Here is a 23,921-nt window from a genome sequence, read left to right as displayed (position 1 = left end):
TCCATTCTGCTCTCAGCCGCTCTGTCATGAAACAACTATACTTCCTGCTTTACTTCTTGGCGATTGGCTTACTACCGCAGGAACTTCACGCTCAAGCAACCAAGCGATTCAACGTCTGGTACTTCGGTAGCTATGCTGGGCTTGATTTTAACGGGGGGGGCGCGCAGCAGATACCAGATAATAGCAGGTTATATCAGATTGAAGGCTGCGCCTCTATCTGTGATGAAAACGGCAGGCTTCTGTTTTACACGGATGGGATAAAGATTTGGACCCGCGAGTTTCAAACTGATGGAAAGCATAAAGATATGCCTAATGCTACTAATCTCGGCGGAAATTCTTCTTCTACACAAAGTGCTTTAATCGTTCCTCATCCAAGTGACCGGAATTTATACTACGTTTTTTCGACTGCTGTTGAAGGAAAAGGCAGCTTGCAGTATGCTACTGTAGACATGTGTTTGAACAACGGGTATGGAGCGGTAAAAGAAAAGAATAAAGTATTGCATAATCCCGTTGCCGAGAAGGTGACAGCCATTCCTAAAGCGGATAAAAAAGGGTATTGGATTATTAGCCATGAAGCGGGTAGTGATAAGTTTTTGGTATTTAGTCTGGATGCAGGTGGTGTAAATCCCACGCCAACTGTTTATTCCATAGGAAGCAATTACACAATAGCTCACCAGAGAGGATGTATTGGAACACTGAAGGCCGCACCCAATGGAAAAAAACTAGCTGTTGCAGTTTCATACCCCGGTATAATCGAGTTATTTGACTTTGATGATGCAACCGGACGAATATACAATGCGGTAACAGTAGCATCCAACAAAGAGGATATATACGCCGTCGAGTTTTCGCCAGATGGTCGTCTGCTGTACGCAACCAGTGCTTTTAGTGCGCAGCCATATAGCCTTTATCAATTTAACATCAGCCAAAATCCGGCTTCCGAAGCGTTAATTGCTACCCGGTCAGGTTACGATCCCTTTGGAACATTGCAGATCGGACCGAGCGGGGACAAGATTTACGTAGCCCTAAATAATAAAAATACACTGGGCGTCATCAACAACCCCAATGCAGTTGGTACAGCGTGTAATTTCACCGAGAATGGCCCATCACTAGGAAGCAAGCGAAGCCTTCTCGGCCTCCCCAACGTCATCAACGTTTTACCCGCTCCACAGACAAATAATAAACCAGAGGTAACCATCAAAGTCACGCGGGGCAGCGCAGGCTGTAACGAGGTTACGCTTGAGGCCGTCATTACGAATTCTGGCGCCACTAAATTTAAGTACCAATGGTCGGCAAACGGAATTGTGGTTAACGGAGCAACCCAGGCAACGTATAAAGTACCCGGTCCCGGCAACTACATCGTAAAAGTAACCGAGGATGAGCCTTGCCGGAATGAATCAGCGCAGTCGCCGGAAGAAAAGGTGGAAGCGGCGAATGGCTCAACCCCCGAAGTCACAATTGAGACAAGACCGGGCGGTGGCTGTTCGGGCACTATGCTGGAAGCTGTGATCAAAAAGTCGCTGGCGACCAAATTCAAATATGAATGGTTTGTTAATGGGAAACCGATCAACGGTGCTAATCAGGCGACCCTTAAAGCTACCGACCAAGGCAACTATACGGTGAAAATCACGGAAGACGAGCCTTGCCAGAACGCTTCAGCCCAGGGGAGTTTAGCCAATTTGACACCAATTTCATCGCTGACCGTTAACGCTGCCGCCACGCCAGCGGGTTGCGGCCATTTTGTGCTGGCTGCCAACGCAGGTTTAAACCGGATTGAGTGGAGCGGGCCGGGTATCAGCGGAAACCGAGTTTCAAAGGATACATTGCATGTGTACGGACAAAGTGGTACGGTTCTGTATAAACTAAAAATTACGGACCCCACCGATGCTGGCTGCATCGCCGAGCAGAGTTTGCCGGTTACGTTCAACCGCTTAGCCGATTATGATTACGGCACTCCGCCAGCACCGGCCTGCGGGTCGGTGGTTCTGACGGCCAAACCGACGGGTGGCTGGGATCAGTTCGCCTGGTTGCTACCCGACGGAACACGAGTTGCCGGACCCACTGTTACTGCCCGCACCAGCGGCACTTTTACGGTTGTAGCCCAAAGCACGACCACGGGCTGTACCAGCCGCGATCAGGTGGCAGTAACCGTCAGCGGCGGGCCTACTCTAAACATTGTGCAGCAAAACCCTTCTGTCTGTTTCGACCGGGGAGAGGTGGCCGTGTTGGACGCCGGGCTAGGCGCAGGCTGGCAGTACGAATGGCGGGCCTTGGGTCAGCCGACTCTACTGGGAACTGGACAAACTTTGACTGTCAGTCGGAATGGAGAATATGAGGTGCGGGTTTCCGACGGAACTTGCTCGACGACTGGTAGCCTGCGAGTGGTTCAGAATTGTCCTCCAACCAACCCGGAGTCAAGGCAGGTTTTCATTCCGGAGGTTTTTACGCCCAATGGCGACGGCATCAATGACCGGTTTGAATTGAAGGGAAACTACGTAACTCGCTTCGAGATGCAAGTGTATACGCGTTGGGGGTCGGTAGTCTTTTCCCTGACTGGTACCGATCTGGAAAGCGCCAAAAATAACTTCTGGGATGGCACGTACCGGGGCGAAGCCGCGCCCTTGGGCCCTTATACCTACCGGATTTCCATCTCGCAGACTTTCCCGGATGGTTCGGAGCACTCGTTCAGGAAGCAGGGGACGGTGATGGTGCTTCGCTGAGGGCTTTTCCGCGCCAGAATTCCCGACTGTAGACGCGCTGAAACGGCCAGTTCTTTTGCCGAAAGGCTAAGGGCAAATACGCGTGGGCTTCTTTGGGCGAACTTTCGTAATACAGGGCATCGTCGGTTAATACCAGCTCTTCGTACAAACCCGCCTTTTTGCGGGTCAGGTCGGCGAAAGGCAATTCTTCTACCAGCCCTTGCGCTGGGTTTGTCAGATAATCTTTCAATAAGCGCGTGCCATTCAGGCGCTCCGTGCGGTGAGGCTGCGGACGGTGGGAGCCTTCGGCCACGGCGAGGGCATACTCCAGGTATTGCCGGAAAAGGCGTGGCCCCTCGTTCGCCACCTGTTCAACGGACAGTTGCGCGGGCCAGATGCTGGTGATTATGTAGATGCGTTCGCGGGCGCGGGTGATGGCTACATTGAGCCGGTTTTCGCCTCCCTTTTGGTTTAGACTACCAAATTGAGCAGCAATACGTCCTTGAACATCAGGCGCATAGCCAATGGAGAAAATAATAATGTCCCGTTCGTCGCCCTGCACGTTTTCGATATTCTTGACAAAAAGCATCTCCTGCAAAGAATGATCGGTGTCTTGCCTGTGCTCGGGTAATAGCGGAATTGACGTAGTGGTTTCCAGTAATTCTTGAATCAGTTGCTGCTGCGGAAAGTTAAACGTCACGACCCCAATTGACAAATGCGGAGTTTCACGCTGCAACTGATCGATCAAGCTGACTACGGCTTTCGCTTCAATTTCGTTGGTATGATCCTTCCATTTTCCGTTGACATTCAGGTAACGAATGGCTGGCTCGTGCCGGTTTAAGTGGTGAAAATCAGGCAAAAGCTGAAGGTTATTTTTGTAGAATTGCTGATTCGAGAAATCAATGAGTTCCAGCGAACGGCTGCGGTAATGCCCCCGCAAGGTAGTTTGGGGAAAATACCGGCTCGCCAAATGCAGCAACGATTCTACTTCCAGCTCAACGGCGGTGTCTTCGTCGGGTGCAACAATGCCCGGTTCGTAGCGAATTCGATATAAATCGCTGGGTTGTAGTTGTTTATCGTCGCCCGTGATGACCACCTGCTTGGCGCGAAAAATCGCTGGGATGCCATTTTCGGCGTAGCACTGCGAGGCTTCGTCAAAAATGACCAGATCGAACAGGTGTGGCTGCATCGGAAAAATGGCCGATACCGATTCCGGCGACGCCATCCAGCAGGGAACAATTTTAAATACCTCATCGAAAAACTGCTCCATGAGCTTGCGAACCGGCCAGATGGCTCTTTTTTTGGTCACCTGGTGGTGAAGGTCGCGGTAGGTGATGAGGTTATTCAGGCGGTTGTATTCCAGTCGGCGGTAGGTTTGCTCCCGCAATTTTAGGAGTAGAATCTGCTGGCTTAGGCTTTGTTTTTTAAGAATACTCTCCTGTAAATCCCGCTCCAACTGATTCATCCTCAATGTTGAAACGCTGCGCAGAATGGGGTGCTGTGTTTCAAGATGCGTGAGCCAGACCAGCCGCAAGGCATTTAGAAATGTTTCGGGCCAGTTCGAAAACCCAGACGCCACCAGGCGGTTGGCTACCAACCGCTCCGGCTCCGAAAAACGCTCGTAAAGGCGGTCTGTTTCGATTAATAAATCAAAATCCTGCTGTAAAGAAAGGGTCAGTTTGTGAGCCAGTTCCGGGTTATGGAGCAGATTGGCCACCTGCTCCAGCGTGAGGTATTTCTGCCGCTTCGGTTTCGCCGCCAAAACCAGCGTGAGCCAGTGGTGTAGATGCCCGAGTCCGGCTTGAAAGTCCTTCCGCGTATCCGTAGCCGCCAGCCATTTGCCCAGAAACGGAAACGTTGTTTGCAAAAAATCCCAGGTTTCGGCAGCTTGCTTAAAGGCGCGGTTTAAGTGGTGAACGTTCTGCCGCGTCTGGGCGAGTTCGCTGGTTAAGATAGAGGGCAAATCCAATTGCGAGGTGACGGCTTCAGCTTGCGCATACAGACCATGCTGGCGATCCAATTCCAGTTGCAGCAGCGTGAGGTCCGTCAGGTTAGTGGTTAGCCCGAAGCGATTCACCAGATCCTGAACAAACGATTTATCCCGGTATAAAAGCCAGCTAAATGTTTTTTTTCGGGCCTGAATACCCGCGTCTAGCCGCTGAATCAGGGCGGGAAGTTGCTGAAGTGAGTTGTCAAACTGCGGTGGCTTTTTCTCGAAGGTATCGACCAGCGCTGCAAGCTGATACGTCAGAGATTTGGCCAGCTCCGCCGAAATCTGGTGACGGGAAAAACGTGACAGAATATGCCAGTATAAGTCATCGGCGGGCTGCTCCCGAACCAGCTGCAAATGGGGCAGGTGTTCGCCCAGGCTTTCGGCCTGTTGCCAGGTGAGCGCCGTCCCAAAAACCATTTGTGTTTCTTCAGTCAGTTGTTTATTCGACACTACAACTTCATTGATGGCTTGTTGCAGTAATCCTAAATCCGTATAACTGAACGCACTGAATGACACCCGGTTCTGCCAGGGATGCTGCGGACTCAAGTGTTGGTAATATGCCTCGTAGCTGGCCAGCGACTGCACGAAGCGGTCGGTTAGGTCCAGCCTGAAATGGTGGTATACATCGTCCAGAGCGATGGTCGGAGCGGTGGGTTTACTGCTGAGGTACAACTCCTTGGCTGAGGCGCCGCAGGCTACCTCGTCAAACAGAGCCTCTTTAAAAGACTGTAGTTCGGCCAGCAATTGGTCGATGCGGCGGGATTCCTGGTCAAAGATGCGTTCTAGCAAAACAGCGTCTAGCCCGTGATTTTGTTTCTGGTATTCGTCAACCCGTTCAATTTGGTTCGTAAGCTGTTGATAAAGGGCTTTGCGATCGTTTTTGAAGTCGTGAATCAGGGCAGAAAACGGAGCCAGTCCCACCTGCTTTAGCCGTTCGTAAACCACATCCAGCGCCGCCCGTTTCTGGCAAATCAGCAAAACCCGTTTTCCCTGCGCCGCAAAATCGGCCATGAGGTTACTGATCAACTGGGACTTTCCGGTTCCCGGCGGGCCTTGCACCACCAGCGACTCGCCCGCTTTAACGCGTCGGATGGCGGCCTCCTGGGAAGCATCCAACGCCAGGGGCGTATGCAGGTGCTCTTCCCGAATGGGTGGGAGCGAAGCAACAGGCTGCGGCGAAAGAGCCAGAAAATCCCGCTCGTTTTCGCTCGTTTCCGATTCTAACAAAACGTCATAATCCGGCACCAGGTAGGAGCCTGCCTGGGGAAAAATTCCCAGCACCGCCTCGGGGTATAACTTCAGCTCGCCGGTACTGTCAAGCGTCTCCAGCGCCGATTTCTTGAGCGCATCGAACCACTGAAGACTATCCCGGAACAAATCCTGGTTAAAATGAATCTCGTACGGACTCTCCTTCAAAAGCTCGTACAACTGGGTCCGGAAAACGGTAGCATCCTTGTCGAGCTCATCCAGCGTGCGTTCGAGCCAGTCGTTTGGCAAGCGAATCTGGTTGTAATGCGCGTAGGCTAGCAAAAAGCTCTGGTTGAGCGTAATGGGTTCGTCGGCGCGGCGGAGGAGAAACCACTGGTTGTTGCGCTGCTCGATCTGCACCGGAAAAAAAACCAGCGGACCGTGGATAACCGTATCGTCCATGAGTTTCCCCCGGACGAACGGGTAGCCAACGTACAAATCCTTTGTGCCCCGCTCTTCTTCAATGAAGCGACTCGTTCGGGCCAGCTTTCTGAGCTTGCGGCTGACTTCGTTGCTTTTCTCGTGCCGACTGTCCAGAACGGCACAGATCGGAATGGCCGCGCGTCGGGCCATCAACTGCCGAACCAGCTCGAAAGACGGGGTGTTCGTTAGGAAATCGGTTTCGTGAAGATCCAGAAATTGTTCCGCAGGCAAACTAGTCAGGAGCAGCGAGCGGTTTCGGCTGCTGAGATTAGTGAGTCGACGGGCATAGGCTTTAAGAATTTCCGGATCAAGCATGTCAGACGTTCAATTCCTCCGGTGTTTTTTTCTTCTCAGGAATTAACCACGAGGCAACCACAGAAACGGCCAAAATGGTCAGAATGACATACAGCGAATAAATGGTTTCAAACCCTAGTTCTTCAAGCTGGTGATGCAAAATCATCTTTAAACCGATGAAGGTCAGCAGCACGGCCAAGCCTACTTTCAGGAAGCGGAATTTGCTCATGATGCTCGACAGGAAGAAGAACATGGACCGCAGACCCATGATGGCAAAAACGTTCGAGAAGAAAACGATGTACGGGTCTTTTGTAATGGAGAAAATCGCCGGAATCGAATCAACGGCAAAGATCAGGTCCGTGAAGGCAACAACAATAACGACGATGAATAAAGGCGTGACAAACAGTTTGTTATCTGTTTTGCGGCGTACGAAAAAACGGTCGGTTACGTTGCGTCGATAGACGTTTAGATACTTGGCCGTAATTTTTACAACCGGGTGGTTGCTGGGCTCAATTTTGTCGTCGCCTTCTTTTTCGAAGAACAATTTTAAACCAGTATATACCAGGAATGCCCCGAAAATATAAATGATCCATTCAAAACGTTGCAGCAGGGCCGATCCCACAAAAATGAAAACAAACCGCAGGACGATGGCTCCTAAAATACCCCAGACCAGAATTTTCTTGTAGTACCGCTCCCGAACGCCAAACGAAGCAAAAATCATGATAAACACGAAAATATTGTCGGCGGAGAGTGAATATTCCACGAGGTAACCGGTGATGTATTCAAGGGCCATGTTATTCTGAAACAGGGCCAGACTCGCCTCGAAATTTCCCGGAACTGTAGCAACGTGAGCCGCGTAGAGGCTCCGAACTTCCTCCAGGCGAGCCATGTCGGTAATGCCGTGAATCAGATAACCGTAATTTTTGAGGAAAAAATAAAACGCAATCGACAACGCCACCCAGACCGCGCTCCAGGTACCCGCTTCTTTAAAACTAACAATGTGGCTTTTCTGCTTGGAAAAAACGCCCAAATCGAGCGACATAACAACCAAGACGAACACGGAAAAGCAGGCAAAGAATATGGTTTCGTAACTAAACATAATTCAGTGAAGCAGAATAAACAAAAGTTATAATGAGTAAGGATTGTTCCTTTACAAGTCAACATTTTGCCGACTCATAAAGCTCCAAATTTAAACGTTAATGAGCATGCTTTTGCCGGTGGCTAAAAATTTCTTGCGACTTGGCGCACAAATGCCTGAATTGACCTACTCGATGTAGGTCAAAAGCATCAAAAAGAAGCGAGAAGAAAGGCTTTTTCAGGCTTTGGAAGGAATGCTCGAAAGCGTATCCGCCGCTGAACCGACGGGCTGGGCAGCGGGAATAATCTCCAGAATCATGGATTCCAGGGTTAGGCCCGGTCCAAACGCACAGCTTAAAATGTTTTTGGCTCTTTTTTCGCTGGCTGAGGTGACTTCGGAATTAAGGTTGTCGGGCGTATTCAATGTTTTCCAGATTTCCTGCAAAACAAACAAAACCGTTGCCGAAGACATGTTGCCGTATTGACGCAGGATTTCGTAGGCGGGCTGGTTATCGGCAGGCTCAAGACCAAGTTGCTGTTCAATGACTTCCAGAATTTTCCGACCACCAGGATGAATGGCGTACTGATCAATGTCTTCAATCGTCAGGTTGCTTTTTTGCAGTAACTGCGACAAGAGCCGCCCGATGCCTTGCCGAATAACCGCCGGAACTTCAGAGGTTAAGGTCATTTCAAAGCCGTGGTCATTGATGATCCAGCCCATTTCTTCGCGTCCTTCCGAAAGCAGGTCGCAGTAAAATGTCCGGAGTTTTAGCGAGGGTGTGCTTGGGCGGGGCTGGGCTTCGATCAAGACGGCAGCGGCACCGTCGGCAAAAAGGGCGTTAGACAATAAATGATCTTCTTCCTGCTTTTTCTGAAAATGAATGGTGCACAGTTCGACGCAAACAACCAGCACACAGGCGTCGGCATCGGCCCGAACGATGGCATCGGCTACTTTCAAGCCGTTGAAGGCGCCGTAGCAACCCATAAAATTGATGGCCGTACGGGAGGTTGTTGTTGGCAAATTCAGTGCATCAATCAACTCAATATCCAAACCCGGGGCATACATGCCGGTGCAACTTACCGTAACCAAGTGTGTAATAGGAGCAGAAGTACCGCGCAGACAGTCCTGAATTGCCTTCAAAGCGAGGGGCAGGGCTTCGCGCTGGTAGAGCTGCATGCGCTGTCCGACGGTCGGGAACGGCTCTAAATCTGTCGTATTCGGAAAAAACGAAAAATCACCCACCTCGCGGCCAAAATCGGGCAATACCGAATGCCGCTTCTCGATGCGGGTTTGCCGGTAGAGCGCCTGCAATTTGCGGCGTTCCCGCTCGTCAAGCTGCAAAGCCTGGGCCATGAAAGAAGCAATCTGTTGTTGAAAAAAGCCGTGTTCGGGAACGGCCGTGCCAATGGCAGTTAGGTAACTGTTCATCAAGATACAATCAGTAAACGTCGCGCACCGTCCGCGCGAAGCGTTGCCGTTGCCTATGCGTTATAACAAATGCATTAGGGGAATGTTATGTAGAATCAAGATGAGCCTTATTTTTCCAGCCTATATTCCATGACTCCCCGCGCTATCTGGTTACACCTCCGCGTGCCTTTCTCTTTTTTTCTGCTGCCCGTTTTTACGTTTGCGCTGAGTCAGTCACCTCGACCGGATTGGGTTCGGGCCGGGCTGGTGCTGGTCATTATTCATTTGTTACTCTACCCGGCCAGCAACGCCTACAACAGCTATTTTGACAAAGATGAAGGAAGTATTGGCATTCTGGAAGCACCGCCAGCGGTAGACAAAGCCTTGTTCAACGTAGCTTGGGTGCTGGATGTGGTGGCGTTGGTATTGGGTATTTGGGTGGGTTGGTGGTTTGTGGCTTATCTATTGATCTACGGTTTTATTTCCAAAGCCTACAGTCATCCGGCTATCCGTCTTAAGAAGTATCCGCTTATTAGCTGGGTCATTGTCAGTATGTTTCAGGGCGGGTTTACGTATATCATGACGCTGCAAGCAATCAATGGCCTTCCCATTGCTGATGTGTTTCGGGTAAAGCCGCTGCTGGCCGGGTTGCTTTGTACTCTAAATTTGCTGGCGGTTTATCCCATTACGCAGGTTTATCAGCACGAAGAAGATGCCCGTCGGGGCGATTTAACCATGAGTCGGCTGCTAGGTGTACGCGGGACATTTTTAAATGCCATCTTCTTTTTTATGCTATCCTTAACCGGTTTTTACGTTTATTTTAACGGTAAGGTGGTCTTCTGGTTGCTGCCATTGTGCCTTTTGCCAGGTATTTTGTTTTTTTTAGGGTGGTTTAGACGAGTCGCGAAAGACGTGAACCAGGCTGATTTTCGCTCGGCGATGCGCATGACGCTTCTGTCTGGACTGGGTCTCAATATTTTTTTTCTGATTTTACTCTTTTTAAGGTTCTCAGAATCAGTGGGGATAAAAATTAACTAGGGAAAAAACGAAAAAAGTATTTGCAAGAACAAGTCAACCAGCTATATTTGCATCACAAAACGACGCCGAAAGGCAGAACGCGAAAGTAGCTCAGCTGGTAGAGCGCGACCTTGCCAAGGTCGAGGTCGCGGGTTCGAACCCCGTCTTTCGCTCGAAGGCACCGGAAACGGTGCCTTTTTTGTAGAATGTGTTGAATGCCACGCCGGGATGGCGGAATAGGTAGACGCGCAGGACTTAGTTCTTTGATATTCTGGCGGTTTTCGGTGAGATTGGCATTAATAAAGATGTAGGCTCATGGCTCGCTATCAATTTGATGCACTCTTTGAAGATCATTTTGTTACAGTTTGTAATGAAGCGGAAAGTATGGCGCAGGCCGCTGTAACCCTTGGTATGAATTACAAAACCCTTTGTTTTCATGCTAAAAGACTTGGTTGTTTCAAAACCAACCAATCTGGAAAGGGAACGCAGAAAAAACCCTCTAAGCAGGCGGTTCCAATAGAATCTATTTTCGACGGAACTTACTTTACGTATCAAACTCACAAGCTGAAAAAGAGATTACTGAAGGAAGGCTACAAAAAACACGAATGTGAATCATGTGGCTTGTCAAAATGGTTAGAGCAGCCAATTCCTTTGGAGTTACATCATAAAGATGGCAATCGGAAAAATAACGCGCTGATAAATCTTAGCTTGTTGTGCCCCAACTGTCACGCTCTTACTGAAAATTACCGCGCCAAGAATATCAAAAATTTGAGTGCCCAGATGGAAACATTTGGAGTAGAACCGCTTAACGTCGGGGAAGCCTTCCAGCAATAGTTGATGGTAATCCCGAGCCAAGCCTCAGGAATGAGGAAGGTGTAGAGACTTGACAGGCGGCACCTAAACTCCAGTTTACTGGAACATGGTGAAGAGAAAGTCCAGACCACAAATTCCGAAATGGTCGGAAGCAGTGAAAACTGTAGCTGGTACGAAAATCCTGTGGGCCGTAACGCCCGTACGGGTTCGATTCCCGTTCCCGGTACCAATGCCTTACAAAGGCTGCGGAACCAAACAAAAGCGCTGATATTCAGCGCTTTTGTTGTTTTAGGCCACTTTGATTCAGGTAGCTAGACAGAAATGTAGGTTTTCAGACCCTTCCTACCGATCTTTTCTTAGATTTGCGGAGAACCCCTATTTTCCTGAATCCATGAAAAAAATAAATCGCAAAACCTTTCTCGAAGAATTATCACTGCTGGCTGGTGCGGCCGCCCTGCCCGGAATGGGCTTCGTCGCCTCTGAGGCGGCAAAATCCAAGATGAAGCTGGGACTCGTTACCTATCTGTGGGGAAAGGATTGGGACGTTCCGACGCTGATTAAAAACTGCACCACAGCGGGCATTGGTGGCGTAGAATTGCGGGTGGAGCACGCACACGGCGTGATGCCGAACCTGACGGCTGCGGAACGCCAGGAGGTGAAAAAGAAATTTGCCGATAGTCCAGTGAAGATTGTAGGACTGGGCACCAACGAACAATATGATTTCCCCGATCAGACGCGTCTGCAAAAGGCCATTGATCGAACTAAAGAATTTATCCGGCTTAGTGCCGATGTGGGCGGGTCGGGCGTGAAAGTGAAGCCTAACGCTCTGCACAAGGAAGTCCCGACGGAAAAAACGCTGGCCCAGATTGGTCAGGCTCTGAATGAACTGGCAAAATACGCCGCCGATTTTGGCCAACAGATTCGCCTGGAAGTGCACGGCGAAGAAACCCAGGAATTGCCCAACATAAAAACCATCATGGACCACGCCAGCCATCGCAACGCTACTGTTTGCTGGAACTGCAATCCACAGGACCTGAATGGCAAAGGTCTGGAAGCAAATTTTAACCTGGTAAAAAGTCGGTTTGGCGATATCTGCCATGTCCGTGAGCTAAATGATACCAGTTATCCCTACCAGCAGTTGATGGATCTTTTCGTGAAGGCGAACTACGATGGCTGGATTTTGCTGGAATGCCGCACTAACCCAGCCGACAAAGTAGCCGCTTTGATCGAGCAACGGCAGATTTTCGAAAAGATGATCAGCAACGCCGAAGTGGCGCGTAAATAGCGTTTATTTTTCCAATTTTTCTTCCTGATAGACATCAAGCGCTTGCTGGTGATGTCCTTTTACTAATTCAACTAGCGAGTTGGGCGAAAGCACTTTTACACCTGCGCCCAACCTCGCCAGTTCGTAAACCAACTCCAGATTAATAATAATATAGAGTCGGATGCGGCATTCGTCGGCGGAGTCGAGCAGCACATCTTCTGGGTTGAACGGGTAAAACGGCTGGGCTTTGAACTGTTTACCTGCTTTCGGAGTGAAGGAAAGAACCACGTCTTCCGGCGCATTTTTCTCGTAGACGGCCACGCCCAGCGAATACCGAAAATACGTTTCAGCATCAAATTCAGGCACGGCGCTCAATGGACTAGCTGCTTGTAAACTGTTGGGCAAAATACGATCCAGACCATAGGTTCTAAGGCCGAGGTAACCTTTCTGTCCCTGCCAACCGATTAAATACCAGCGGTTGCGGTGCTCTTTTAGAATATACGGATAAACAACGTGGTCTTTTATCTCCTCCGACTCATATTTCTGGTACTGAAAAGTAACAGCCTGTTCTTCGTGAATAGCGCGCAAAAGCGGTTCGATGTATTCATTTCCCTTCACGTACGGTACCGATTCAAACAAAATATGCGACTGGTATTTTCGCCGTTTGGAGGCGCGGAACCGGACGGCTTTGTCAATTTTATCCACGGTACCGCGTAAATCACGGAAAATATCCAGGTGCTGGAGTTGCGAAAGCGTGGCGGCGGCTGTTTCCAGAGCGGCCAGATCGTGGCTGGAAAGGGTCACGCTGGCGGCCATGTCGAACGGGCGCTCATAACGCCAGCCTTTCTGTCGGCGGTCATACTTGATGGGTGCTTCGTAGACATCACGCAGGTATTCAAGATCGGTTTTGAGCGTACTTTCGGAGCAATCGCAAAGCTGAAGCAGTTCGGTTTTAGAAACGACACCCCTGTTCCAGCGGTTGAGACGTTCGTTGATTTTCTTCAGCCGTTCGAATTGATTTTTGATGAGGGGCATAAATTTTTCCTAAGATGGTTTCCGTACGAATAGGTTACCCCGCAAGTTGAGAACTTTGGCTCAAGATCGTTTGACCGTTCCCTCAAAGGATATAAATGATTGAAAAAATAATCCTAAGAAGATCCTTACCTTTTTAACTGATAATTGATCAAGGAGTATGCAGTTTCGATTAATATTAAGACCCACTGCCCGGCAAACGCTGGTCCCTTTTAATTACGCCTACCGACTCAGCGCGTTCATTTACGCTGTGCTGGCCGACGCTGATCAGAAATACGCCGATTTCCTGCATTCGCGCGGGTATGAATATTCGAGTACGCGCCGGTTTAAGCTGTTCACATTTTCGGACTTGATCATCCCTAACGCCCGCGTCGATGTCCGCGCGGGGGGCTTGTGGGTGACGTCTCCGCATATTGAGTGGGTGGTCAGTTTCTACGTCGATAAGGCGGCCCAGCATTTCATTATGGGGCTGTTTCAGGACCAGCGTTGCGTGATTGCCACGCCCAAACACCGGGCGGAGTTTATCATTGAGCGGGTTGAGGCCGTGCCATTGGAGATAAACTCGGACACCGTTACGTTGCGGACGCTCTCACCCGTGGTGATCGCCGAGAAGTCGGAACGCCGAACCGGACGGCGCGGCATGGATCAGTACCTGCATCCAGCGGACGTACAATTCGGTCCGTTACTAATCGACAACCTGCTGGCGAAGTGGAACAGTATCCCCCGAACGGTTTCGGTAGGTGATTTATCTGCCCATGACTTTGCGACGTCGGCAGTAACGTACCGGCTCCTGCCCGACCGGGAGCCTAAATCCAGGCTGGTCGCGATCAAAGAAGATTCGAGAGCGGAGACGAAAGTGCGCGGATGGTTTGGCTTTTTATTCGAACTCAGCGGCCCGAAGGAATTGCTGGAATTGGCGGTGCTGGCAGGCTTGGGGCGGTATAATGCGGAGGGGTTTGGGTCGGTGGGGGTTATTTAGTAACGACCCTGACGTCCAGCTTTTTCAGGATGGCGATTAGCGATTCGTTTTTGGCCTTTGCCGCTTCCTAGATAATTATTCATTCAATACCCTAATGAAGGTAATCCCATAAGCTTTACTATGCTTAAAGAACTCGTAAACTTCACAGATTCCCTCAAAGAGCAGGGAATGGCTAACATCGGGGTTGTTCCGAAAGAAGGCCTGCACATCGTTCTGACGCTAAAACGGGAAGACGATCAGGTCTATTGGCCGCCGGATGGGTTTGTGTCCGAAGTGTACTCGAAGAAAATGGAAAGCTTAACGCCGTTTCTTCGGGATTGCGCGGCCTGGGCTCAGGCTGCCTGGATGGTCAATACTAATAAATGCTTCGATTTGCCCGCTAAAGGAATTCACTCCTGTTCACCCTTTTGTCTGGCTTTTAAGCGAGAGTCGTTGAAAGGCGGAGCAAAGTATACCGATGCGAAGGTGAAATTACCGGAACGGGTGAACGCCTATTTCGCCAAAGCCTTTGAGTTGCTGGATGACGAAGCGGAAAAGCAACGTGCTGAACTTTTTAAGTATGCCTTGAACAGTGAGGAAAAACTGGACGCCATTTTAAGCCAGATTCCAGCGTATGAATCGCTAAAAGACGCGAACTACATTGTTTTCTACCTGAACGAGCCATTGGAGGTTTATCAAAGAGCCAATACAAAATATCTCGCCGACAAGCTCTTTAATACAAATCAATACAACGTTACGGTTGCCGAGAACGTCTACGGGACCAGCGATTTCTTCAATGGCTTTCCAACTAAAAAGGCTTATCTGTCGCACCAGACAGCTTCGTTCGATATTGCCGGACGTATTTCTTCGGCGGAAGCGCGGTCTTTGTTTGAGTTTCAGGATATTATCGGTCGGAATATATTGCCTCGACCCCTGCCCATCTTTGTTGATCGTGACGAATTGAAACAGGATTCGGTTGCGCTCTTTAAGAAAGGAGCAGAGGACGGCGAACGGCTTGGCTATAAGGAGATCATTGAAACACTTTATGATAAATACAAGAATGATATAGGCAACTATTATCTATTGTTTTATCTGGCGGGAGAGATCAAGGACTTCGATTTTGTTTCCAAATTTGACTATTACCTCAAAGACGAAGCCGGTAAGCCCTGGCAGGTTTACGATTACTTTTCCATTAATTATAAACCTTTGGTTAAGAATGTCTTTGATCTTCAGTACTCGATCTTAGTTTCTATTTTCAATAACTCATTAGTTGTCAAGACGAAAGCCGGAGGGTTTCAATACAAATTCTTCGATGATATCGACGCAAAGTATTGTAAGTCCGATAATACCTATCTGTTGGTAATGAAATACCGCAAAGCCTTTTATGATTTTATCTACAAATCGAAAAGGCAGGCAGTTACACGGCTAATGTTCGACGATATACTTCAAACCAGTATTCTAGACGATTTGCGGCTGGACGAGATAAAAAACGGCAATCACACGCAGAACTTTTCAATCCGCCAGAAACTGAATACCTGGTTCAGCCTTGCCGAAAATTTTGAACAAAAAAATAAACCCAGTAACACGATGGCTAACAAACTCCGGGCGTACCGGGAATTTATTCAGAAGCTGACAAAAAACGAAGCTTCTATTGAAACCGATGAGCAATACGCGTTCACCGTCGGACAGGTTATTTATTATCTGTTTACCAAGAGCAAAACCGCTGATACAAGCTACAAACGGCTGGAGCCTTTTCTACAACAGGTCCACGCCAAAGAGCTAAACAAGGCATTGGCACGACTATTCGATACGTATAAACACGAAACGTTTTCGAGCAATTTCCGTACGCCGTTTGCTGAAGTGATGGCTTATGAGACAAAAACGAGTATTCGCGATCTGATGCCAACGACGTTGGCGGGCGTCTTCTCACAAAATGCGCTCTTCAGCGATAAGGAGAAGAAAGAAGAGGTAGAAACTGAATCAACACAGACAGAAGAATAAATCAATTCAAACCACGCAAATACTCTAGTATAACCATGAGTCAATCATTCAAAAATCGCGTTTTTGGCTGTGCCATCATCAAATCGATCAATTCAAATTATAACGCGGACTTCACCCACCAACCCCGTACACTTCCTGACGGAACCGTTTACGCTACCGATAAAGCGTTGAAATATTCGATCCGTAACTACCTGGTTAAGCACTTAGGGGAGGAGCACGTTTTTTACTTCAAGAGCCTGAGTGATGAAATGCAGCCGCGTGATCTTGACCAAACTTATACAAAGCATTTTGGAGCATTTCCGACTGAGAAAGGAAAAGATGCTGCCGTAAAAGTACGTAAGCAAATTCTGGAAAACCTGTTGCAGTGCATTGATATTCGGCTGTTTGGTGGCACGTTTGCCAGTTCGGGCGCAAATCTTTCGTTGCACGGGACAGTTCAGTTTACGCATGGTGTCAATCGCTTCCCGGAAGGAATTATTTACTCGGAGCAAATTTCGTCGCCGTTTCGTAACTCCAACGACAAAAGTGCTGATTCGATGCAAACAACTCTGGGGACTCAATTCAAACTGAGGGAGGGGCACTACGTCCATCATCTGTCGGTGAATCCTCGGAATCTCGAAGAAATGGCGAAAGTTGTTAATAACGCTGGAATAACCGACGATGATGTTGCTAAGCTAAAGCAGGCGCTACGCGCTGGTGTTACGTTGTATGACTCGTCCGCAAAGGCAGGTACCGAAAATGAGTTACTGTTGTGGGTTCAGCTTAAGCAAGATTCCAAATTAGTGCTGCCTTCGTTTGTCGAACTGGTGAGTATAAACGTCGGCGAAAATGAAAGCCGGGAAATTGATTTAGCGAAAGTCAGTGCTATTCTGGGCCGTGAGCACATCAAGAGCGAAATCGAGAAAATAGAACTGTATTACGATTCGGCTGTAACAACCGTCGTGAATGCCCCCGAAGGTGCGGAAGTGCTAGAGTTAAACTAACTGAGCTATGGCGGATCAAAAATTGATTTCGTTCGACTTGCGAGCCGATTTTGGCTTTTTCAAGAAGCCCGATTATAACGATGGTATCCTGCTGTCGTATAATATGATTCATAAACCTGCTTTGCTGGGTATTCTGGGCGCTATTATTGGCCTGGAGGGATATTCGAAGAAGGGCGAGTTTCCGCAGTATTATCAGCGGCTCAAGGATTTATCCATTGGCATTGAGCCGCTGAACCACGAGAAAGGTAATTTCCAGAAAACAACGGTAAAGTACACCAACACAGTTGGCTACGCGAATGATGATGGCAACTTATTGATCGAGGAAATGATGCTCGTTAAGCCTGCCTATCGGTGCTATGTGCTGTTGGATTTGGCTGTAGAAGACCATAATAAGTTGTATGATTATCTAAAAAGAGGTCAGGCTGAATACATTCCGTATCTGGGTAAAAATGAGTTTCAGGCATCGTGGCTAAATGACGATGGTGAATCGACTTTTCGGGAGTATGATTTTAACGCGTTTAAACCTGGTCAGGACTTTGGTCTTCGTACCGTTTTCATCAAGTCTAATCCCATAAAAAATGAGCAGGTGTTGGTAAAGATCTCGTTCAGAAGCAGAACAGTATTCAACGAGGCTACTTTTTCTTATTTCGAGCGGTTGCCAGTCCACTTCCACGAAAGCCTAATTCAGTATCATCTTTACGACATGGCTTACACGGATTACGTACTTTCTTCGGAATCTACTATCACTAATCTGCTCCAAATCGAAGACAGTATAGGCTCTAAAACAGTGGTTCAACTTTTCTAAATTATGCTTTCTTTTCACATCTTACGTAAAGACAGAGCATCTATTTCGACCTTACTGAAAGCTCATGATCAGTACTGGGCTCACTTACCAAATAAAGGGGAAGAAGTATCAGTAATGCCCGAAAAACTGTTCGAGCATTGTGATTTAGTCAACGATTATTTTGATTCGTTATGTGATGCGCATGGTTTGGAGCCGGTTATAGACCGGCTCATCCGTGGGCTTACTGGCGACAACCTTAGGTTAAATAATTGGGTAAAAAAGCTGTTCGTCAATACGATCGCATTTCATGATTTTGGGAAAGTAAACGAAGATTTTCAGGCCTCCCGCATGAAGAATCCCGCGTTTAAGCCGAATCCGAAAAGTCCGTTCTCTCCGGCTCACGGGCATTCCTGGTTAGGGGCCTATATGTACGTGAGTCATTTTCTAAGCCAAATTGAACAGGATAGCGAATTGAATGATAATGAATTACAATGCCTTGTAGTCATTATATGGCAATTCTCGTATACTATTATTAAACACCACAGCCCGTACTTAGACGAAGTTAAAGCGGATATCGATAAAGCTGAGTTTGGTGAGTTTTACAGCAAAGTACAACACTACTTGGCACTTTATGACTTCTCATTCGATCAGGGTTTGTCTGAATTTGTCTTTGCTAATTTCGATGTATTCTGGAGTGGCTTTGAGCATTCGACAAAGGACTCATTTTCGATGTTTGCTTTACTTAAGCTTAATTTCTCTTTACTAACAGCATCCGACTACCTGGCGACGCATGAGTACATGAGTGATGACAAAACGGTTGATTTTGGCGTTTTGACAAATCGAAGCCGTATTGAAGAGATTGTCCAGAATCTGCGTTATTACGAACATAATAAGGCCACGTTTGAGCAGGTTGATGGCTATGTGTTTCAAGAAGATACGCTTCAGGAAAGGTCAAATAAGAACCTGAATCTACTGCGTCGGGAAATGGCAATCGAGCTGATTCAAACCATTCGAACGTTCCCTGACAAGCGGCTTTATTACATAGAAGCCCCGACGGGTGGGGGTAAAACGAACCTGTCGATGATTGCTTTGACCGAACTGCTGGAAAGGAATCCCGATATTCGGAAGGTATTCTACGTTTTTCCATTCACTACTCTGATTACGCAGACGTACAAGGCAGTTCAGAAAACGCTGCAACTGACCAATTTTGAACTAGCTGAACTACATTCAAAAGCGGGATTTCAAAGCAAAAACGAGCGAGACGAACAAAAAACCGATGGGGTATATGGACGGGATAAAAAGGATTTTATTGACAACCTGTTTGCGCTTTATCCGGTAACCCTCTTGTCTCATGTGCGGTTCTTCGATGTGTTGAAAACGAATGCCAAGGAGGCTAATTACCTCTTGCATCGGTTGGCTAATTCAGTAATTATTGTCGATGAACTGCAATCCTATAATCCTAAAATATGGGATAAGATGCTGTACTTTATCAGCCAATACGCGGAGTATTTCAATATTCGATTTATTCTCATGTCGGCTACGTTGCCTAAGCTAGACAAACTGAGTCTTCAACTGAATCCGATTCCGACTTTTCAGGAACTCTTACCCAATGCTCAGAAATATCTGGAAAACCCAAATTTCGCTAAAAGGGTACAGTTTAATTTTGATCTGTACGATCGTCAGTTCGACGCGAAGAGTAAAGAGGACTGGATTGATCTAGCCGATATTGTAATCGGTAAGTCAGAACAGTTTGCCGAACGTAATGAGGAGCACCGTACGGTTCATACAATCGTTGAATTTATCTACAAAAAATCGGCTTCAGCGTTCAAACAGATTATTGAAAAAGTAGACCATCCGTTCGATGAAATCTTTGTCTTGTCAGGCACTATTCTCGAATTCCGACGTCGCCAGATAATCAATCAATTAAAGAATACGCAGTACCGAAAAAAGAACATCCTACTCATCACAACGCAGGTAGTCGAAGCCGGAGTTGATATTGATATGGATTTAGGGTTTAAAAACATATCAATACTGGACAGCGACGAGCAATTAGCAGGTCGGGTCAATCGGAATGCTAACAAGGGACTTTGCGAAGTGTATTTATTTCGTTTGGATGATTCAAGAGTTATCTACGGTTCTGATTACCGGTACAAAGTGGTGCAGGAAGGAAAAGTATCAAAAGAAGTAGCTCAGGAAATTTTATCTAAGAAACGATTCGATAAGCTGTACCAGGAAGTATTTGATAAGATTGATGGATTCAATCAAGGGGCTTACGCTGATAATTTTTCGGGCGAAATTCTGGATAACTTAACCCGCTTGAATTTTTCTGAAATAGAGAAACGGTTCAGAATTATTGATCAGCAAAATGAATCGATTTTTGTGCCTATCGATATGCCCATTTGGATCGAATCGGCTGAAGACTATAAGCGAGAGGCTATATTTACCGAAGATGATCGAGCTTTCCTAAGTTATTATGGTGTGTACAATAAGGGGGACGAAATTATTAGTGGTAAGTCCGTTTGGGAGCTTTACGAGCGTTTTATTCGGAACACTATCGACAATCGAAAAAAGAAGAAAGGTTTTGACTTGGACGACATGATCAACTTCAAAACGCTTCAAAGTATCTTGACAAAATTCTCATTCTCGCTGATGTCGCACGCTAAGACCATTGAAAAAATGAGAAGTTTTTGCCTTAATGCAGATACGACTTACGGTTACTTTTATCTGCTTCATTACGATAAAGTTTACCAAGTTGAGTCTGGTTTGATGGAAGATGCCTTTGATGCGTCAGAAAATTCCTTTCTTTAAAAACCTCGCTACTGGCGCGAGAAACAGCTGATAAAATTATGCACACCGTTACTGGCTCACTTATTGGCATGTATCATATCTGTAAACGAGAAATGTGGCTCCATGCTAATCATATACGGATGGAGCACAATTCAGAACTAGTCGCCGAGGGGAAGCAGTTGCACGAACAAGCTTATCCGCAACGCGCTGAGCGATACCGTGAAATCATTCTCGACGGTTCTAAGATCGATTTCTATGATCCGTATGATAAAGTCGTGCACGAGATTAAGAAGTCGGATAAGCTGGAGCATTCGCACGTCGCGCAGGTGCAGTTTTATCTGTATCTGCTTCGGCGGAACGGAGTGGAGGGAGCCACGGGGCTGATCGAATACCCAAAGCTTCGCCAGACGCAAACGGTACGGCTTGAGGAGGAAGACGTTCCGATGGTCGAAACATGGGTGCAGGATATCGAACGTATAGTGACCTCTGAACAGTGTCCGGATCGCATCGCCAAAAGTAAATGCCGGTCGTGCAGCTACTTTGATTTTTGTTACGCTACCGAAGAGCCATGAAACAGCCCAAATACCTTTTCAATGCCGGTCGTATGAGCCGGAAAGACAATACGCTCAAATTTACGCCGGTCGATGAAGACGGTAAGGAAGGTACACCGCGTTACCTGCCCATCGAACAGGTGGGCGACTTATACGTGTTTGGAAGTCTGGACGCTAACTCGGCGCTGTATAATTTTCTGGGGCAGGAGGGGATTGCTGTCCATTTTTTCAACTATTACGAACATTATACCGGGTCATTTATGCCACGAGAATACCTGTTGGCGGGTAAAATGCAGGTTGATCAGACAAAGCATTACCTGGCCCCAAAAAAGCGGATTGAGATCGCCCGGCGATTTGTAGAAGGGGCGGCCAACAACATTCTGCGGGTTCTGAAATACTACGAAAACCGGACTCGTTCGACCCCTGATTGCGTGGATTCTACGCTGTTGGACGCTATTTTGACTGTGGAGCGGTTGTTGGCGAGTGTTCCAACAGCTACTGATGTACCGATGCTGATGGGTATTGAAGGCAATATCCGGCAAACCTATTACGATACGTTCGACGCCATTGTGGGCGCTACGTTTTGCCTCGATGGACGGAGCAAACGTCCTCCCCGTAATGAGCTGAATGCGCTGATATCTTTTGGTAATATGCTGTGTTACACAGCCTGTTTAAGCACGATTTACCATACACAGTTGAATCCGACCATCAGTTTTCTGCATGAGCCGGGGGCGCGTCGGTACTCGCTAGCGCTGGACATTGCCGAAGTGTTCAAGCCCATCCTGGTCGACCGGCTGATTTTTCGGATGATCAACAAACGGCAGTTGCAGCCATCGGACTTTCGGGTCGAAATTGGTAGCTGCGTCATGAAAGAGGCCGCCCGCAAGCGGTTTGTGCAGGGTTTCGACGAACAATTGAAAGAAACCATCAAGCACCGGGTGCTGGGCCGCAGCGTCAGCTACCGGCACCTGATCAAGCTCGAATGCTACAAGTTGCAGAAGCATTTGCTGGGCGTAGAAGAATACCGGCCTTTCAAGGCTTGGTGGTAGGTTTTAAAGAGTGAAAGAACGAAAGAGTGAATGAGTGATTAGATGGACGTAACATCAAAAAAACATTCAGCGGTTCTCTTTTGCTCTTTCACCATTCACTCATTGAATTATGTACGTAATTTTGGTGTATGACATGGGGCAGAAGCGGGTTGGAAAGATGCTCAAGCTCTGTCGGCGGTATCTGAACTGGATTCAGAACTCGGTTTTTGAGGGAGAGATGACGGAGGTGCAGTTAAAGGAACTACTGCATGAAGCCAAACGTATCATGAACGAAGAGGAAGACAGCCTGATTCTTTTTAAAAATCGTGATCAGCGGTGGCTGGAAAAGCAGATTGTCGGGCAGGAGCGACAGTCGACGGATAATTTTTTATAAGCGGATTATCGTCGATCGATAAAATTTGTTCTTTGACCAGCTGTGTATATAAAGTATGGTTCGGATCTGTAGGGTTTAACGGGTTGGTTTTCAGGCTGTCGTCGATCGGTGGGGTTTTTTGTATCATTGCCGGTCGACGATAAATACCTTCAAATTATTGGGGTAAGAACTGTGTTGAGGCTTCGCAAAGCCTATTTTTTTGTGCTAAATTCACGGCTTCTAATCGTACCTGTGTGGAATTGAAATTTAGCAGTCCATCCACGTTGAACTTGCCGTCTTTCGCTTCTAATCGTACCTGTGTGGAATTGAAATTTAAGAGCCAAAAACAACAGGATGGCTCCAATCACACTTCTAATCGTACCTGTGTGGAATTGAAATCGTTTACCCCTCTTGGGTGGATGATCGCTACTACGCTTCTAATCGTACCTGTGTGGAATTGAAATATAAACGAGCCGATTTACAAAGATCGTATTCCTTGCTTCTAATCGTACCTGTGTGGAATTGAAATGGATTTGTGTAGTTCATTCTAACACTCCCCGTCGCGCTTCTAATCGTACCTGTGTGGAATTGAAATATTTTTACGCTTTGATTAGGCAACAGCACCACTTCTTCTTCTAATCGTACCTGTGTGGAATTGAAATAAAAACGCCTGATTGACAATTACCGCCAGCCGCGGGTCTTCTAATCGTACCTGTGTGGAATTGAAATTGAATAACCCCCTGCTTTTCTACGCCTCTTATATCCTTCTAATCGTACCTGTGTGGAATTGAAATCGGTAATGAAAAACAGAAAGAAGTCGTTCGGCATTGGCTTCTAATCGTACCTGTGTGGAATTGAAATGAAGTCGGAATTGTACCCCCGCCAAAGCCCGGCGTCACTTCTAATCGTACCTGTGTGGAATTGAAATGAAACGAATGCACCCTGTCCCGAAAACGGGGCCAGCTTCTAATCGTACCTGTGTGGAATTGAAATACCGTGAACAATCGCCCGCGCTCGGAAGGGTATTTGCTTCTAATCGTACCTGTGTGGAATTGAAATATGATTAATTCTTTCGCTTCTGCCCAAGCCTGTTTCACTTCTAATCGTACCTGTGTGGAATTGAAATTATTGTAAGCATCAACCTGATATAGGAAGCCATGACTTCTAATCGTACCTGTGTGGAATTGAAAT

At 47.6% G+C, this 23,921-nt stretch carries 16 protein-coding genes, 1 tRNA gene and 1 CRISPR repeat array (1 of these 18 cut by a window edge); of the genes, 13 read left to right on the top strand and 4 right to left on the bottom strand.

Going from position 1 to position 23,921, the window contains the following annotated elements:
• The first annotated feature begins 26 nt into the window (after positions 1–26).
• Positions 27–2,717, top strand: coding sequence for a T9SS type B sorting domain-containing protein (locus L0Y31_RS03425; RefSeq protein ID WP_234735734.1), 2,691 nt, complete (start codon positions 27–29; stop codon positions 2,715–2,717).
• Here L0Y31_RS03425 and L0Y31_RS03420 read toward each other — a convergent pair.
• The 3 genes from L0Y31_RS03420 to L0Y31_RS03410 form a co-directional block, all read right to left on the bottom strand.
• On the bottom strand, positions 2,683–6,675 hold the full coding sequence (locus L0Y31_RS03420) for an AAA domain-containing protein (protein ID WP_234735733.1): 3,993 nt from the start codon (positions 6,673–6,675) through the stop codon (positions 2,683–2,685). The two genes, L0Y31_RS03425 and L0Y31_RS03420, sit on opposite strands and share 35 nt — an antisense overlap.
• Position 6,676: 1 nt before the next feature.
• Positions 6,677–7,753 (bottom strand): TerC/Alx family metal homeostasis membrane protein, encoded by a 1,077-nt coding sequence (locus tag L0Y31_RS03415; RefSeq protein WP_234735732.1) that lies wholly within the window; start codon positions 7,751–7,753, stop codon positions 6,677–6,679.
• Positions 7,754–7,969: 216 nt separating this feature from the next.
• Positions 7,970–9,160, bottom strand: coding sequence for a type III polyketide synthase (locus L0Y31_RS03410; RefSeq protein ID WP_234735731.1), 1,191 nt, complete (start codon positions 9,158–9,160; stop codon positions 7,970–7,972).
• Between the two features lie 129 nt (positions 9,161–9,289).
• Here L0Y31_RS03410 and L0Y31_RS03405 point away from each other — a divergent pair, with 129 nt between their 5' ends.
• The 4 genes from L0Y31_RS03405 to L0Y31_RS03390 all read left to right on the top strand — a co-directional run bounded on the left by L0Y31_RS03405 (position 9,290) and on the right by L0Y31_RS03390 (position 12,254).
• The gene (locus L0Y31_RS03405; RefSeq protein WP_234735730.1) at positions 9,290–10,177 is read left to right on the top strand and encodes a UbiA family prenyltransferase; all 888 of its coding nucleotides are present in this window, start codon (positions 9,290–9,292) and stop codon (positions 10,175–10,177) included.
• Between the two features lie 79 nt (positions 10,178–10,256).
• Positions 10,257–10,329 (top strand) — tRNA-Gly (locus tag L0Y31_RS03400).
• Positions 10,330–10,471: 142 nt separating this feature from the next.
• Positions 10,472–10,990 carry an HNH endonuclease signature motif containing protein gene (locus L0Y31_RS03395; protein WP_234735729.1) on the top strand — a complete coding sequence of 173 codons (519 nt, stop codon included), beginning with the start codon at positions 10,472–10,474 and terminating at the stop codon, positions 10,988–10,990.
• A 370-nt stretch (positions 10,991–11,360) separates the two neighbouring features.
• Positions 11,361–12,254 (top strand): sugar phosphate isomerase/epimerase family protein, encoded by an 894-nt coding sequence (locus L0Y31_RS03390; protein WP_234735728.1) that lies wholly within the window; start codon positions 11,361–11,363, stop codon positions 12,252–12,254.
• Between the two features lie 3 nt (positions 12,255–12,257).
• On the opposite strand, the gene L0Y31_RS03385 is transcribed toward L0Y31_RS03390, so the two are convergent.
• A complete protein-coding gene (locus L0Y31_RS03385; protein WP_234735727.1) occupies positions 12,258–13,268 on the bottom strand; it encodes a helix-turn-helix transcriptional regulator in 1,011 nt (336 codons plus the stop codon).
• Between the two features lie 157 nt (positions 13,269–13,425).
• Here L0Y31_RS03385 and cas6 point away from each other — a divergent pair, with 157 nt between their 5' ends.
• The 8 genes from cas6 to cas2 all read left to right on the top strand — a co-directional run bounded on the left by cas6 (position 13,426) and on the right by cas2 (position 22,751).
• Positions 13,426–14,244 carry a CRISPR-associated endoribonuclease Cas6 gene (gene cas6, locus L0Y31_RS03380; protein WP_234735726.1) on the top strand — a complete coding sequence of 273 codons (819 nt, stop codon included), beginning with the start codon at positions 13,426–13,428 and terminating at the stop codon, positions 14,242–14,244.
• 120 nt (positions 14,245–14,364) lie between these two features.
• Positions 14,365–16,224 (top strand): hypothetical protein, encoded by a 1,860-nt coding sequence (locus L0Y31_RS03375; RefSeq protein WP_234735725.1) that lies wholly within the window; start codon positions 14,365–14,367, stop codon positions 16,222–16,224.
• Positions 16,225–16,259: 35 nt separating this feature from the next.
• A complete protein-coding gene (locus L0Y31_RS03370; RefSeq protein ID WP_234735724.1) occupies positions 16,260–17,207 on the top strand; it encodes a type I CRISPR-associated protein Cas7 in 948 nt (315 codons plus the stop codon).
• Between the two features lie 7 nt (positions 17,208–17,214).
• On the top strand, positions 17,215–18,012 hold the full coding sequence (cas5b, locus tag L0Y31_RS03365) for a type I-B CRISPR-associated protein Cas5b (RefSeq protein ID WP_234735723.1): 798 nt from the start codon (positions 17,215–17,217) through the stop codon (positions 18,010–18,012).
• A 3-nt stretch (positions 18,013–18,015) separates the two neighbouring features.
• Positions 18,016–20,799, top strand: coding sequence for a CRISPR-associated helicase Cas3' (gene cas3 / locus L0Y31_RS03360; RefSeq protein ID WP_234735722.1), 2,784 nt, complete (start codon positions 18,016–18,018; stop codon positions 20,797–20,799).
• A 38-nt stretch (positions 20,800–20,837) separates the two neighbouring features.
• Positions 20,838–21,350, top strand: a complete 513-nt coding sequence (cas4, locus tag L0Y31_RS03355; RefSeq protein ID WP_234735721.1) for a CRISPR-associated protein Cas4 — start codon at positions 20,838–20,840, stop codon at positions 21,348–21,350.
• Positions 21,347–22,378: a type I-B CRISPR-associated endonuclease Cas1b gene (cas1b, locus tag L0Y31_RS03350; RefSeq protein WP_234735720.1), complete on the top strand. Its 1,032-nt coding sequence runs from the start codon at positions 21,347–21,349 to the stop codon at positions 22,376–22,378. The genes cas4 and cas1b overlap by 4 nt, the downstream gene beginning before the upstream one ends.
• A gap of 109 nt (positions 22,379–22,487) precedes the next feature.
• Positions 22,488–22,751, top strand: a complete 264-nt coding sequence (cas2, locus tag L0Y31_RS03345; protein ID WP_234735719.1) for a CRISPR-associated endonuclease Cas2 — start codon at positions 22,488–22,490, stop codon at positions 22,749–22,751.
• Between the two features lie 216 nt (positions 22,752–22,967).
• A CRISPR array of direct repeats spans positions 22,968–23,921; the repeat unit is 30 nt; unit sequence CTTCTAATCGTACCTGTGTGGAATTGAAAT (it continues 2,314 nt past the right edge of the window).

This window comes from Tellurirhabdus bombi (assembly GCF_021484805.1).
In the GTDB taxonomy this organism is placed as follows: domain Bacteria; phylum Bacteroidota; class Bacteroidia; order Cytophagales; family Spirosomataceae; genus Tellurirhabdus; species Tellurirhabdus bombi.
The sequence above is the reverse complement of the archived record's forward strand: the minus strand, read 5'-3'. Positions and strand labels throughout refer to the sequence as shown.

Bases quoted from the DNA above. Each gene is read 5' to 3' on its own strand.
- L0Y31_RS03425 (WP_234735734.1), top strand. From the start codon at position 27: ATGAAACAACTATACTTCCTGCTTTACTTCTTGGCGATTGGCTTACTA.
- L0Y31_RS03420 (WP_234735733.1), bottom strand. From the start codon at position 6,675: ATGCTTGATCCGGAAATTCTTAAAGCCTATGCCCGTCGACTCACTAAT.
- L0Y31_RS03415 (WP_234735732.1), bottom strand. From the start codon at position 7,753: ATGTTTAGTTACGAAACCATATTCTTTGCCTGCTTTTCCGTGTTCGTC.
- L0Y31_RS03410 (WP_234735731.1), bottom strand. From the start codon at position 9,160: ATGAACAGTTACCTAACTGCCATTGGCACGGCCGTTCCCGAACACGGC.
- L0Y31_RS03405 (WP_234735730.1), top strand. From the start codon at position 9,290: ATGACTCCCCGCGCTATCTGGTTACACCTCCGCGTGCCTTTCTCTTTT.
- L0Y31_RS03395 (WP_234735729.1), top strand. From the start codon at position 10,472: ATGGCTCGCTATCAATTTGATGCACTCTTTGAAGATCATTTTGTTACA.
- L0Y31_RS03390 (WP_234735728.1), top strand. From the start codon at position 11,361: ATGAAAAAAATAAATCGCAAAACCTTTCTCGAAGAATTATCACTGCTG.
- L0Y31_RS03385 (WP_234735727.1), bottom strand. From the start codon at position 13,268: ATGCCCCTCATCAAAAATCAATTCGAACGGCTGAAGAAAATCAACGAA.
- cas6 (WP_234735726.1), top strand. From the start codon at position 13,426: ATGCAGTTTCGATTAATATTAAGACCCACTGCCCGGCAAACGCTGGTC.
- L0Y31_RS03375 (WP_234735725.1), top strand. From the start codon at position 14,365: ATGCTTAAAGAACTCGTAAACTTCACAGATTCCCTCAAAGAGCAGGGA.
- L0Y31_RS03370 (WP_234735724.1), top strand. From the start codon at position 16,260: ATGAGTCAATCATTCAAAAATCGCGTTTTTGGCTGTGCCATCATCAAA.
- cas5b (WP_234735723.1), top strand. From the start codon at position 17,215: ATGGCGGATCAAAAATTGATTTCGTTCGACTTGCGAGCCGATTTTGGC.
- cas3 (WP_234735722.1), top strand. From the start codon at position 18,016: ATGCTTTCTTTTCACATCTTACGTAAAGACAGAGCATCTATTTCGACC.
- cas4 (WP_234735721.1), top strand. From the start codon at position 20,838: ATGCACACCGTTACTGGCTCACTTATTGGCATGTATCATATCTGTAAA.
- cas1b (WP_234735720.1), top strand. From the start codon at position 21,347: ATGAAACAGCCCAAATACCTTTTCAATGCCGGTCGTATGAGCCGGAAA.
- cas2 (WP_234735719.1), top strand. From the start codon at position 22,488: ATGTACGTAATTTTGGTGTATGACATGGGGCAGAAGCGGGTTGGAAAG.